Consider the following 13,153-nt stretch of genomic DNA (forward strand, 5'->3'; position numbering starts at 1 on the left):
CGAGCCCGCTCCCGTACAGGAGAAGCCCGCCGAGGCGCCCGTACAGGAGAAGGCCGAGAGCGCGGCCCCGGCCCGTCCGCGGCGTCGCGCCGTGCGCAAGGCGTCCGCGCCGACGACGTCCGAGGACGCCGCCGTGGTGGTCGTGCCCGCGACCGGTGAGTCCGAGGCCGCGTCCGCAGGGGAGGCCGAGGAGGCGGCGCCGGCCAAGAAGGCCGCGCGCAAGTCGGCCAAGAAGGCCACCGCCAAGAAGGCCGCGACGAAGAAGACCGCGGCGGCCAAGAAGACGGTGGCCAAGAAGACCGCGGCGAAGAAGTCGACCACGAAGAAGGCGACGGCGAAGAAGACCGCGGCGGCCGAGCAGCAGACGCTGCCGTCGGTGTCGGCTCCGACCGACTGACTTCAGGTTCCTCCGCGCAACCAGTCGGCCTGTCCCGGTTCATCCGGGACAGGCCGCTTTGCTGTGTGGCCGGAGTGACATTTCTTGCTGGTTACGAACTTAAAGACCGTGTGAAAACTCCTGGTACCCTGGCGCCCGTTGAGACTGAGTTTCTCCGCCAGATGGTTACATCTTGCGCGATCAGTCGCCTTCCATGAACGGCCGGCGGGGGCTTGGGCGTTTGTGTGCGAAAGAAAACCTTGAGGTCGGCCACGTGCCGGGGGACTGGTCTGTCCGAACCGACATCCACTTCCCCTCACCTCGAACAGTGCGCCCACGAGGTGCTGAAGGGGAGGGTGGCCATGTCTGGCGCCAGCAATCAACTGATACCCGCCGCAAAGCCTGTCATCGGTGAGGACGAGATCGAGGCGGCGGTACGCGTGCTCCGCAGCGGGCGCGTCGTTCAGGGCCCCGAAGTCGCCGCCTTCGAGGAGGAGTTCTCGGAGCTGGTCGAGGGGCGGCACTGCGTCGCCGTCAACTCGGGCACCTCTGCGCTTCATCTGACCCTGCTCGCCCTCGGCATCGGGCCGGGCGACGAGGTCATCGTCCCGTCGTTCTCCTTCGCGGCCTCGGCGAACGCCGTCCGCCTGGTCGGCGCCGACGTGGTCTTCGCCGACATCGAGCCGGGCAGCTTCGGCCTCGACCCGGCAGCGGTCGAGGCGGCCATCACGCCGCGCACCGCGGCCGTCATGCCGGTGCACCTGTACGGCCACCCGGCCGCCATGGACCGCTTGATGCCCCTCGTGGAGCGGCACGGTCTCGCGGTCGTCGAGGACGCCTGCCAGGCGCACGCCGCCGCTCTGAACGGCACCCCCGTCGGCGCGTTCGGCACGGCGGGCACCTTCAGCTTCTACCCGACGAAGAACATGCACGCCCTCGAGGGCGGCATGATCACCACGGCCGACGCCGAAGTCGCGCGCACGCTGCGACTGCTGCGCAACCAGGGCATGGAGCAGCGGTACGCCAACGAGATCGTCGGCGCCAACATGCGGATGACCGACGTCGCCGCCGCCATCGGCAGGGTCCAGCTGGGCAAGCTGGGCGCCTGGACCGAGCGCCGCCGCGCCAACGCCGCCTACCTGGACGAGCACCTGACGGGACTCGTCACGCCGCCCGTCGCCGAGGGCGCACGGCACGTGTACCACCAGTACACCGTGCGCGTAGAAGGCGACCGGGACGCCGTGCAGGAGCAGCTCACCGCCGCCGGTGTCGGCAACGCGGTCTACTACCCCACCCCCATCCACCGGCTCAAGCCGTACTGGGAGCCGGACCAGAAGGCCGGCCGTACGTGGGACCTGCCGGAGACCGAGCGCGCGGCGGCCGAGGTCGTCTCGCTGCCGGTCCACCCCTCGCTGACCGAGGGCGAACTCGAGCGCGTCGTCGCCGCTGTGAACGGTCTGGGGATCTGACGTGAACGCTGAGAAGCCGCTGCGGGCCGGACTCGTCGGCCTGGGATCGATGGGACGCCACCACGCGCGCGTCCTCGCCGGCCTCGACCGGGTGGAACTGGTCGGTGTCGTCGACCCGATGGGGGACAAGAACGGCTGGGCCCAGGGGGCTCCCGTCCTGTCCACCGTCGAGGAACTGCTCGAACTCGGCGTCGACTACGCCGTCGTGGCCTGCCCGACGGCCCTGCACGAGGAAGTCGGTCTCCAGCTCGCCGGGGCCGGTGTCGCCGCGCTGATCGAGAAGCCGGTCGCCGACTCGGTCGAGGGCGCCCGCAAGCTGGTCGAGGCCTTCGAGTCGCGCGGCCTTGTGGCCGGCGTGGGTCACATCGAGCGCTGCAATCCGGCGCTGCGCAGCCTGCGCACCCGTCTCGAGGCCGGGGAGCTGGGCGAGATCTTCCAGGTGGTCACGCGCCGCCAGGGCCCGTTCCCGCACCGCATCGCCGATGTCGGCGTGGTCAAGGACCTCGCCACCCACGACATCGACCTGACGGGCTGGGTGACCGGCCAGACGTACACCTCGATCGCCGCGCACACCATCCACAAGAGCGGCCGCCCGCACGAGGACATGGTCTCCGCCGTGGGCCGGCTGTCCGGCGGCGCGATGGTCAGCCACCTGGTCAACTGGCTGAGCCCGCTCAAGGAGCGCTTCACCTCGGTCACGGGCGAGCGCGGCACGTTCATCGCCGACACGCTCACCGCGGACCTGACGTTCTACTCGAACGCCGCCGTGACCACCGAGTGGGAGGCGCTGCAGGCGTTCCGCGGGGTCTCCGAGGGCGACATGATCCGGTACGCGATCCCGAAGCGGGAGCCGCTCCTCGTGGAGCACGAGCTGTTCCGGGACGCGGTCCTGGGCGAGCCCGCGGACATCTGCACGCTGCGGCAGGGGATGCGGACGGTCGAGGTGGCCGCGGCCGTACTCGAATCCGCTGAAACCGGACAGACGTTGGAGCTCAAGGCGGAGGAGTTCGCGGGTCATGGCGTCTGAGGTCACGCCGGTGCCGTCTCGGGGCCGGATCGTCATGCTGGTCGACAACGGCGTCAACGGCGATTCCCGAGTGCAGAAGGAAGCCCGTTCGGCCGCCGAGGCCGGCTGGGACGTCGTTCTGCTCGGCCGCTCGCCGGACAAGAAGGAACACACCTGGCAGATCGGCGACGCGCAGGTGCGCCTCGTGCGGGTGCCGGCACCGCTGCGGCGCCGTAGGCACGAGTACCGGCGTGCGATCCTGCGCGCTCCGCTCGCCTACAAGCCCGGTCCGCTCGCCGCGTATCGCAAGCAGAAGATGAAGGCCTGGCGCGCCGATCTGAGTGTCCGGCTCGTGCTCGCCCGGCGCAGCGGCGGACTTGCCGCGCTGCGTCTGCTGCCCGCGCGTCTCGCCGCCAGGCTGCTCAGCCGCTGGGTGGGGCTGCGCCATCGGCAGACGCGGCGGCTCGACGAGCGGCGCAAGGCGATGACCTCGCCGCTCGACCGCTTCACCACGGCCTTCTGGCAGCGCACCATGGGCGACCGCGCCTGGCGGCGGCTCGACCCCGGCCTGTGGGACTACGAGTTGGCGTTCGGCAAGGAGATCGACGCGCTCAAGCCGGACGTGATCCACGCCAACGACTTCCGGATGCTCGGAGTCGGCGCGCGGGCGAAGCTGCGGGCGTCGGCCAAGGGCCGCACCATCCCGCTGGTCTGGGACGCGCACGAGTTCCTGCCCGGCCTCAAGCCGTGGGACCCGCATCCCCGTTGGCATGTCGCGCAGTGTGCCCATGAGAAGGAGTACGCGCGCCACGCGGACGCCGTGACCACCGTCTCGGAGACGCTCGCCACGATGCTGGCCGAGCGGCACGGGCTCGCCGAGCAGCCCGCCGTGGTCCTGAACGCTCCCGACGGCGAGATCTCGCCCGAGCAGGCGGCCGAACCGGTTCCCGATCTGCGCGAGCTGTGCGGTATCGGCGCCGACGTCCCGCTCTCCGTATACAGCGGTGCGGCCGCGCCCCAGCGCGGGCTCGACATCATGGTCGAATCGCTGCCCCGGCTCGAGGGTCTGCACGTGGCGTTCGTCGTGCTGCGGCCGAACTCCGACTACATGCGGAGCCTGCGGACGCGCGCCGAGGAGCTCGGGGTGTCGGACCGCGTGCACATCCTGCCGTACGTCCCGCACTACCAGGTCGTGCCGTTCCTCTCGTCCGCGGACATCGGCGTCATCCCCATCCACCACTGGCCGAACCACGAGATCGCCCTGATCACCAAGTACTTCGAGTACTCGCACGCGCGTCTGCCGCTGGTGGTCAGCGACGTGAAGACGATGGGCGACATGACCGTCAAGACCGGTCAGGGCGAGGTCTTCGAGGCGGAGAACGTGGACGCGTACGTCCGGGCGGTCGAGGCCGTGCTCAAGGACCCCAAGAAGTACCGGGACGTGTACGAGACTTCGGGCCTGCTCGAGCAGTGGACCTGGGAGCACCAGGCGACGGAGCTCGACGCGGTGTACACGAAGCTGGTGACGGGATCTTCCAGGGGAGAGAGATGAGCCGAACCCCCGATGTCACCGTGGTGGTGGCGGTCTACAACACCATGCCGTACCTCACGGAGTGCCTGAACTCCCTGGTGGAACAGAGCATCGGTCTCGACCGCCTGGAGGTCGTCGCCGTCGATGACGGCTCCACGGATGACAGCGGTAAGGAGCTCGACCGCTTCGCCGAGCGGTACCCGGAGACCTTCAAGGTCATCCACCAGGCCAACTCCGGTGGCCCGGCCGCCCCCAGCAACCGTGCCCTCGACGTGGCCACCGGACGGTACGTCTACTTCATCGGCGCGGACGACTACCTCGGGAACGAGGCGCTCGAGCGCCTGGTCGCCAGTGCCGACGAGAACGGATCGGACGTCGTCGCCGGCAAGATGGTCGGCACGAACGGCCGTTACGTACGCCAGAAGCTCTACGAGGCCAACGCCTCGTCCCTCTCGCTGTTCGACTCGGATCTGCCGTTCGCGCTGGCCAACACGAAGCTGTTCCGCCGCGAACTGGTCGAGAAGCACACGCTGCGCTTCCCCGAGGACCTGCCGGTCGGCAGCGACCAGCCGTTCACCATCGAGGCCTGCTACCGGGCCCGCAACATCTCGGTCGTCGCCGACTACACCTGCTACTACGCGGTGAAGCGCGGCGACGCCAGCAACATCACGTACCGGGCGAACCACCTGGCGCGGCTGAAGTGCACCGCGGAGATCATGCACTTCACGGCCCGGCTGATCGAGGCCGGACCGCGCCGTGACGCGGTGCTCGAACGGCATTTCACCTGGGAGCTCGCCAAGCTGATCCAGGACGACTTCCTGGACCTCGACCGCGGGACCCAGCAGGAGGTGTGCGCCGGCATCGGTGAGCTCGCCGACGCGTACTTCACCGAGGAACTGCGCGACTCCATGGACGTCAAGCGCCGTGCCCGCATCTGCCTCGCGCAGGGGGGAGCGGTGGACGAGCTGACCGAGGCGATCAGGGACGAGGCGCGCCGTGGCACGCCGACCTTCCACGCCGAGGGCAGCAGGGCGTACGCGGCCTACCCGGGCTTCCGCGACACACGGCTCGCGCTGGCGGACCGTGCCTTCGAGCTGATGGAGGAGAAGGTGCCGGGGCGGCTCGCCAAGGGCACCAAGCTGCTCGCCGCCGCCTGGGACCAGGAGGGCGACGGGCTGCACATAGCGCTCTCCGTACGCATACCCGTCACCGGGGACACCGAGAGCGCCGTGATCCGGCTCGCCGACGGCGCCATGCCCAAGAGTGCGGACAAGCCCGGGGCGATCGTGGTGCCCGACGACCGTGAACTGCCCGATCCGGTGGGCGAGTTCCGCACCGAGGCGGACCCCGAGGGCACGGTGCTGCACGCCCGTATACCGGTCGGCGCGATCCATGCCACCCGAGGTGTCCGCGTGTACCTGCGGCTGGCCGGGCGTCAGTACGAGATACCGGTCAGGGGCAAGGGCGAACCGATGCCGCTGGCCAGACGGTGGCGGCGCGAGGATCCGTACCGGGTGTCCGCCACGGTGAACAAGAAGGGCCGCATGGTGATCACCACCGGTCCGCTGTTCCCGGTCCAGAAGTCACTGGGATCGCGGCTGCGCTCCCGGCTGTTCGGCTCCAAGAGGAAGTAACCACCACTCATGAACATCTGCGTAGTCGCCCTCGGCAAGATCGGGCTGCCGCTCGCCGTGCAGTTCGCCGCCAAGGGGCACCGGGTGATCGGCGCCGACGTCAACGAGAAGGTCGTCGAGCTGGTCAACGCGGGGACCGAGCCCTTCCCCGGCGAGTTCGACCTCGACCGGCTGCTCAAGGAGACTGTCGACGCGGGCCTGCTCACCGCCACGACGGACACGGCCGCGGCGGTGGCCGAGGCCGACGCCGTCGTCGTGGTGGTGCCGCTGTTCGTGGATGCCGAAGGCGTGCCGGACTTCGGCTGGATGGACGCCGCGACCAAGGCGATCGCGGCCGGCCTCAAGCCGGGGACCCTGGTCTCCTACGAGACCACGCTGCCCGTCGGCACCACCCGTGACCGCTGGGCGCCCATGCTCGCGGAGGGCTCCGGCCTGACCCCGGGCGAGGACTTCCACCTGGTCTTCAGCCCCGAACGCGTCCTGACCGGGCGGGTCTTCGCCGACCTGCGCCGCTACCCGAAGCTCGTCGGCGGCATCGACGAGGCCTCGGCGCGCCGTGGTGTGGAGTTCTACGAGGCCGTGCTCGACTTCGACGAGCGCGCGGACCTGCCGCGCCCCAACGGCGTCTGGGATCTGGGCACTTCGGAGGCCTCCGAGATGGCCAAGCTCGCCGAGACGACGTACCGCGACGTCAACATCGGTCTGGCGAACCAGTTCGCGCGCTTCGCCGACAAGACCGGCATCGACGTGAAGAAGGTCATCGAGGCCTGCAACTCGCAGCCCTACAGCCACATCCACCAGCCCGGTATCGCGGTCGGCGGGCACTGCATCCCGATCTACCCGCGGATGTACCTGTGGAACGACCCCGAGGCGACCGTCGTGCGCTCCGCGCGCGAGGCGAACGCGGCGATGCCCGCGTACGCCGTGGATCTGCTCGCGGCCGCCTATGGCGACCTGACGGGCGTGAACGTCCTGGTCCTGGGCGCGGCCTACCGCGGTGGCGTCAAGGAGACGGCCTTCTCCGGCGTCTACGGCACCGTCGAGGCGCTCAAGGAGCGCGGCGCGGTCCCGTTCGTCTCGGACCCGATGTACACGGCGCAGGAGCTCACCGCCCACGGTCTGCCGCCGCACAACGGTGAGCAGATCACCGCGGCGATCCTCCAGGCCGACCACGCCGAATACCGTGAGCTCGCCGCCGCCGACCTGCCGGACGTGCGCGTCCTGGTCGACGGCCGCCGCACCACGGACCCGGCCCGCTGGGAAGGCGTACGCCGCGTCGTCATCGGCGGCTGAATTCCGTAACCCCTGAACGCCGAGTGGGCCCGTACAGCGCTGCTGTACGGGCCCACTTCGCTTCTGCCTTCGCCTTCGCGTTTGCCTTCGCCTTCGCGTCTGCATTCGCCTTCGCGTCTGCATTCGCCTTCGCGTCAGCTCTCGCCCTCGCGTCAGTCCTCGCCGCGGCCGCCGAGCAGGATCCGGTCGAAGTCCGCCAGCGGGGAGCTGGGGTCCCAGGTGGCCGAGGCATGCGCGGAGGCGTCCCGGGCGAGCTCGAGCCAGGTCTCCTCGGCGGCCGTGGCGGCGAGGATCCGCTCGGCGGCCTCGGCCGGGGTCGTGACGATCCAGGACGCGGGGAAGAGCGTACGGGCCCCGTGCGCCTTGCCGGCGAAGTACGGCCAGTCGCGGACGACCGGCAGCGCCCCGCTGGCCGCACCTTCGATCAGACCGGCGTGCCAGCTCTCGCGGACCGAGGTGCTCAGGATCACCCCCACCTCCTCGAGCGCGCCCGGCACATCGGCGGTCTGCCCGATCTGCCGTACCGCACCCTCGGCCTCCAGCGGGCCGAGCTCGGCGAGGAAGGCCTCGTGGTAGCGGGCGGTCGCGGCGGATCCCGCGGCGCCGAGCGGGCTCCCGATGGTGTGCAGTACGTAGCGGGGGTCCTTGCGGCGCAGCAGCTTCAGGACCTCGAGCGCCCAGCGGGGGTCCTTGGCGACCTGGCTGGTGCCGACGAGCCCCAGGGTGAAGCGCGCGTCGGGCTTCTTGGGCCGGGCGAAACGGTCCAGCGGAACCACGTTGGAGACGACATGGAGCCGGGGCCCGTCCGGCTCGGCCAGGCGGGGCACCGCCGCCACGCACAGCTCGCGCAGATGCTCGCTGACGAAGACCAGGTCGTCGACGCGGGAGAAGTCGGCCAGATGGGGCCAGTAGCCCAGGGCTTCGAAGCTGTGCAGCCGGACGACGATCCGGGTGGTGCCCGGGTCGACACGGGTGAACAGGGTCGCGGCGGCGGTGCACCAGTCGACGAAGACCACGTCGGCCCAGTCGAGATGCGGCCGGAGGGCCGCCTCGGCGGCCCGTGTGTACGCGCCGTCCCCGGCCACCGCGTGCCGCACCAGGCGGCCCACGCCTCCGGACAGGGGCTTGAGTTCGGGGTCGGCGGCGGTGTTGAGCAGCCGGAGCTCGACGTCCGGGTCCTGCTCGTAACGCTGCAGGAGCGGGCCGAGGAAGTTCGCGTTGTTGCTGTGGGCGACCAGGAGCCGTACCGGCCGGCCCGCCTCGGGAGCGGCCGCCGTGCTCTTGCGGCCGCGCGCCTTGCGCAGCGCACGTGCGGTCCTGCTCCGGCGCAGCGGCCCGGTGAACGCGGCGGGGTCCTCGGCCAGGGGCGAGGCGCCGTTGTCGAGGTGGGCCACGCGGTGGAAGGCCAGCATCAGCGCCTTGGTGAGCGAGGCGGCGGCCTCCTTCTTGCGGCCGGCGGCGAACTCCGCGTCCGCCCAGGCCAGCTCGGCGGCGTAGGCCTGGCGCAGATGCCGCGGGACGTACCCCTGTGCCAGCCGGGTCTGTGCGGCCTCGGCGAGCAGATCGGCCTTGCGTCGGGCGTCCCGCTCGCGGTGGGCCACGACGCCCAGGACCCGCTCGGCGAGGAACGGGCGGGGGACCCGGCCCATGCGGGAGACGGCCCATCCGGCTATGCCTGTGAGCCCGCCATCAGAAACATCCGGTGTCGGCACGGTGAACTCCATGGTCGGCGCAGAGACTCGGACCGTACGGATTTTCGGAGCCGAGCGGAAGCCCTGGACGGGCACGGGTTGGATCCTCGGGAGCGCTCGAGGCGCGCCCCCGAGGGGAGGAGCGGCTGCTAGGCCGACCGCTCCGTCAGCGTCCCGTCCTTCTCCTCGTACCGAGCCCCCGTCTGCGGGCACTCCCACACCCCTGCGTCGCGCTCCACGAGCTTGACGCCGGAGCGGCCCACCCAGCCGGCCTGGCGTGCGGGGACGCCCATGACCAGGGCGAAGTCGGGCACGTCCTTGGTGACGACCGCGCCGGCCGCGACCATGGCCCAGCGGCCGATACGGACCGGGGCGACGCACACCGAGCGCGCGCCGATGGAGGCGCCCTCGGCGACCTTCACACCGACGGCCTCCCAGTCGCCGCCGCGCTTCTGCTTGCCGTCGGGGTCAACGGAGCGCGGGTTGTGGTCGTTCGTGAAGACCACCGCCGGGCCCACGAAGACACCGTCGGCCAGCTCCGCGGGCTCGTAGACGAGTGCGTAGTTCTGCAGCTTGACGTTGTCACCGATCTGCACGCCGGTGCCCACATAGGCGCCGCGGCCGACCACGCAGCCCTCGCCGAGACGGGCTCCCTCGCGGATCTGGGCAAGCTCCCAGACGCTGCTCCCAGCGCCGATCTGAGCGGTCTCGTCGACCTGGGCGGTGGGCTGGACCCGGTAGTTCACTGGCTTCTGCCTTTCCATATGCGCTCGACCGGCGAGCTTACGCGTGGGCCGACGAGCTTGGGGAAGGCGTCGAACCAAGTAATGAAGGGGCGAAGCTTGTGAATCTTCGACCATGGGTGAGGCTAAGGTAAGGGCCCGAGCCTGACTGTGAGTTCTGACACCATGGGGACAGGATCCCCGTCACTTGCGAAGTATGGGGGGCCATACGTGAAGGCGCTCGTGTTGTCCGGGGGTGCGGGCACCCGCCTGCGCCCCATCACGCACACCTCGGCCAAACAGCTCGTGCCGGTCGCCAACAAACCCGTGCTCTTCTACGGCCTCGAGGCGATCGCCGACGCCGGTGTCAGCGAGGTCGGCATCGTCGTCGGGGACACCGCGGAGGAAATCAGAGAGGCCGTGGGGGACGGCTCGCGCTTCGGACTCGACGTCACGTACATCCCGCAGGACGCGCCGCTGGGCCTTGCCCACGCCGTTCTCATCGCCCAGGACTTCCTCGGCGACGACGACTTCGTCATGTATCTGGGCGACAACTTCATCGTCGGCGGCATCACCCCCTTGGTGGAGGAGTTCCGCACCGAGCGGCCCGACGCGCAGATCCTGCTCACCCAGGTCCCCAATCCCACCTCCTTCGGCGTCGCGGAGCTCGACGGCAACGGTGTGGTGGTGGGCCTCGAGGAGAAGCCGAAGAAGCCGAAGAGCGATCTCGCGCTCGTCGGTGTGTACCTGTTCACCCCGGCGATCCACGAGGCCGTGCGCTCCATCGAGCCTTCCTGGCGCGGCGAGTTGGAGATCACGCACGCCATCCAGTGGCTGATCGACGGCAAGCGCGACGTGCGCTCCACGACGATCTCCGGCTACTGGAAAGACACCGGAAACGTCACCGACATGCTGGAGGTGAATCGTTCCGTCCTGGAGACCCTGGAACCGCTCCAGGAGGGAACGGTCGACGAGCGGACCGAGATCATCGGCCGGGTGCGCATCGAGTCGGGGGCCAAGGTCTGCGGCAGCCGGATCGTCGGGCCCGTGGTCATCGGCGCGGGTTCCGTGATCAGTGACGCGTACATCGGCCCGTTCACCTCCGTCTCCGAGAACTGCCGCATAGAGGACAGCGAGATCGAGTACTCGATCGTCCTCTCCGGCTCCTCCGTGACCGGCGTGCGCCGGGTGGAGGCCTCGTTGATCGGCCGCGATGTCGAGGTGACACCGGCGCCTCGCAACCCTTCCGCCCACCGGCTCGTGCTCGGTGATCACAGCAAGGTGCAGATCTCTTCATGACCGAACGCTCCACACCCGCCAGGATCCTCGTGACCGGTGGCGCCGGATTCATCGGCTCCCACTACGTCCGCACCGTCCTCGGCCCCGAAGGTCCCGGTGACGTCTCGATCACCGTCCTGGACAAGCTGACGTACGCGGGCAACCCGGCCAACCTCGACGAGGTCCGCGAGCACCCCGGCTTCGCCTTCGTGCAGGGCGACATCTGCGACCCGGAGCTCGTCGGCAAGCTGATGGCCGAGCACGACCAGGTGGTGCACTTCGCCGCGGAGTCGCACGTCGACCGCTCCATCGACGGCGGCGCCGAGTTCGTCCGTACGAACGTGGTGGGCACGCACACCCTGATCGACGCCGCCCACCGGGCCGGCATCAAGACCTTCGTGCACATCTCCACCGACGAGGTCTACGGCTCGATCGACGAGGGCTCCTGGCCCGAGACCCATCCGCTCGAGCCCAACTCCCCGTATTCGTCGGCCAAGGCGTCCAGCGACCTGATCGCGCTGTCGTACCACCGCACCCACGGCCTGGACGTGCGCGTGACGCGTTGTTCCAACAACTACGGGCACCACCACTTCCCCGAGAAGGTCATCCCGCTCTTCGTGACCAACCTGCTCGACGGCAAGAAGGTCCCGCTGTACGGCGACGGCGCCAACGTCCGCGACTGGCTGCACATCGACGACCACGTGCAGGGCATCGAGCTCGTGCGGACGAAGGGGCGCCCGGGCGAGGTCTACAACATCGGCGGCGGCACCGAGCTCTCCAACAAGGAGCTCACCGGGCTGCTGCTCGAAGCCTGCGGTGCGGACTGGGACGAGAGCGTCGAGTACGTCGAGGACCGCAAGGGCCACGACCGGCGCTACTCGGTGGACTGCACCAAGATCCGCGAGGAGCTGGGCTACGTCCCGCGCAAGGACTTCGCCGACGGCCTGGCCGAGACCGTGCAGTGGTACCGCGACAACCGCGCCTGGTGGGAGCCGCTGAAGGAGCGTGCGGCCCTGTGAGCGGCACAGGCGGCTGGCTGGTGACCGGCGCGGGCGGCATGCTCGCCCAGGACGTCCTGGCCCGTCTCGCGACCGAGGGCATCCCCGCCGTCGCGGTCACCCGTGCCGGTCTGGACATCACGGATCCCGCCGCGGTACGCGCGGTCCTGACCGAGCACCGGCCGGCCGTCGTGGTCAACTGCGCGGCCTGGACCGCCGTGGACGACGCGGAGACCCGTGAGGACGAGGCCCTGCGGATCAACGGGGACGGGCCGCGCCATCTGGCCGAGTCCTGCCGGGAGTTGAGCACCGTGCTCCTGCACGTCTCCACGGACTACGTCTTCCCCGGCGACGCCGACAAGCCGTACGCGGAGGGCGCGCCGACGGGCCCGCGCAGCGCGTACGGCCGTACCAAGCTGGCCGGCGAACAGGCGGTCCTGACGACGCTTCCCGACCGCGGATTCGTGGTCCGTACGGCGTGGCTGTACGGCGCGGGCGGCGGCAATTTCGTCCGTACGATGATCAAGCTCGAGTCCGTGAAGGAGACCCTGGACGTCGTCGACGACCAGCGCGGTCAGCCCACGTGGACCGTCGATCTGGCCGACCGCCTGGTGCGGCTGGGACACGGCGCCCTGGCGGGCACCGCTCCGGCCGGGGTCTATCACGGCACCAGCAGCGGTGAGACGACCTGGTTCGGACTCACGCGGGAGATCTTCCGGCTCCTCGGCGCCGACCCCGGGCGGGTCCGTCCGACCACGAGCGAGGCGTTCGTGCGTCCGGCGCCGCGGCCGGCGTACAGCGTGCTCGGGCACGAGCGCTGGGCGGCCGCGGGCATTGAGGCGATCGGGGACTGGCGGGAGGCGCTCGGCCGGGCGTTCACGGCGGTGCGCGGCGCAGGGCCGAGTTGATCCACCTCGCGCAGCGAAACTGTTTACGGACGACGAGTCAAACCAGTAAGTTCATGCGAACTCAACCCAGTTGACTGCACGACAGGAGTCAGAACCGTGTCGGCACAATCCACTGCGAAAAAGACGGTCAAGCGCGTTGTGGGCGAGAAAGGCTGGCAGGCGCTCCGCCGTGCCAAGCGCAAGATCTCGGGCCCGCCGGTCAAGTCCCCCACCGGCGTTGCGGCGATATCCGACGACTTGTGCAAGT

General features: G+C 70.0%; 10 protein-coding genes and 1 pseudogene. 9 read left to right on the top strand and 2 right to left on the bottom strand.

Features of this window, described 5'->3' with window-relative positions:
• The 6 genes and pseudogenes from ABT367_RS24860 to ABT367_RS24885 all read left to right on the top strand — a co-directional run.
• Positions 1–397: pseudogene (locus ABT367_RS24860) on the top strand (Rne/Rng family ribonuclease); the annotation flags it as partial.
• Positions 398–738: 341 nt separating this feature from the next.
• A complete protein-coding gene (locus ABT367_RS24865; RefSeq protein ID WP_352255302.1) occupies positions 739–1,845 on the top strand; it encodes a DegT/DnrJ/EryC1/StrS family aminotransferase in 1,107 nt (368 codons plus the stop codon).
• Position 1,846: 1 nt separating this feature from the next.
• Positions 1,847–2,872 carry a Gfo/Idh/MocA family protein gene (locus tag ABT367_RS24870; RefSeq protein ID WP_352255303.1) on the top strand — a complete coding sequence of 342 codons (1,026 nt, stop codon included), beginning with the start codon at positions 1,847–1,849 and terminating at the stop codon, positions 2,870–2,872.
• On the top strand, positions 2,862–4,403 hold the full coding sequence (locus ABT367_RS24875; RefSeq protein ID WP_352255305.1) for a glycosyltransferase family 4 protein: 1,542 nt from the start codon (positions 2,862–2,864) through the stop codon (positions 4,401–4,403). The genes ABT367_RS24870 and ABT367_RS24875 overlap by 11 nt, the downstream gene beginning before the upstream one ends.
• Positions 4,400–6,016 carry a glycosyltransferase family 2 protein gene (locus ABT367_RS24880; protein WP_352255306.1) on the top strand — a complete coding sequence of 539 codons (1,617 nt, stop codon included), beginning with the start codon at positions 4,400–4,402 and terminating at the stop codon, positions 6,014–6,016. Before ABT367_RS24875 ends, ABT367_RS24880 begins: the two co-directional genes overlap by 4 nt.
• A gap of 9 nt (positions 6,017–6,025) precedes the next feature.
• Entirely contained in the window at positions 6,026–7,309 is a 1,284-nt protein-coding gene (locus tag ABT367_RS24885; protein ID WP_352255307.1) for a nucleotide sugar dehydrogenase, read from the top strand.
• Between the two features lie 152 nt (positions 7,310–7,461).
• On the opposite strand, the gene ABT367_RS24890 is transcribed toward ABT367_RS24885, so the two are convergent.
• The gene (locus tag ABT367_RS24890; RefSeq protein WP_352255308.1) at positions 7,462–8,958 is read right to left on the bottom strand and encodes a hypothetical protein; all 1,497 of its coding nucleotides are present in this window, start codon (positions 8,956–8,958) and stop codon (positions 7,462–7,464) included.
• Positions 8,959–9,149: 191 nt separating this feature from the next.
• A complete protein-coding gene (locus ABT367_RS24895) occupies positions 9,150–9,746 on the bottom strand; it encodes an acyltransferase (RefSeq protein ID WP_352255309.1) in 597 nt (198 codons plus the stop codon).
• Positions 9,747–9,953: 207 nt separating this feature from the next.
• Here ABT367_RS24895 and ABT367_RS24900 point away from each other — a divergent pair, with 207 nt between their 5' ends.
• Genes ABT367_RS24900 through rfbD form a run of 3 tightly spaced genes read left to right on the top strand, consistent with a single transcriptional unit; the run spans position 9,954 to position 12,906 of the window.
• Entirely contained in the window at positions 9,954–11,021 is a 1,068-nt protein-coding gene (locus ABT367_RS24900; protein ID WP_352255310.1) for a glucose-1-phosphate thymidylyltransferase, read from the top strand.
• A complete protein-coding gene (gene rfbB, locus ABT367_RS24905) occupies positions 11,018–12,019 on the top strand; it encodes a dTDP-glucose 4,6-dehydratase (RefSeq protein ID WP_352255311.1) in 1,002 nt (333 codons plus the stop codon). Before ABT367_RS24900 ends, rfbB begins: the two co-directional genes overlap by 4 nt.
• A complete protein-coding gene (gene rfbD, locus ABT367_RS24910; RefSeq protein WP_352255312.1) occupies positions 12,016–12,906 on the top strand; it encodes a dTDP-4-dehydrorhamnose reductase in 891 nt (296 codons plus the stop codon). The genes rfbB and rfbD overlap by 4 nt, the downstream gene beginning before the upstream one ends.
• The last annotated feature ends 247 nt before the right edge of the window (positions 12,907–13,153 follow it).

It is taken from the genome of Streptomyces mesophilus (assembly GCF_040300965.1).
Classification (GTDB): domain Bacteria; phylum Actinomycetota; class Actinomycetes; order Streptomycetales; family Streptomycetaceae; genus Streptomyces; species Streptomyces mesophilus_A.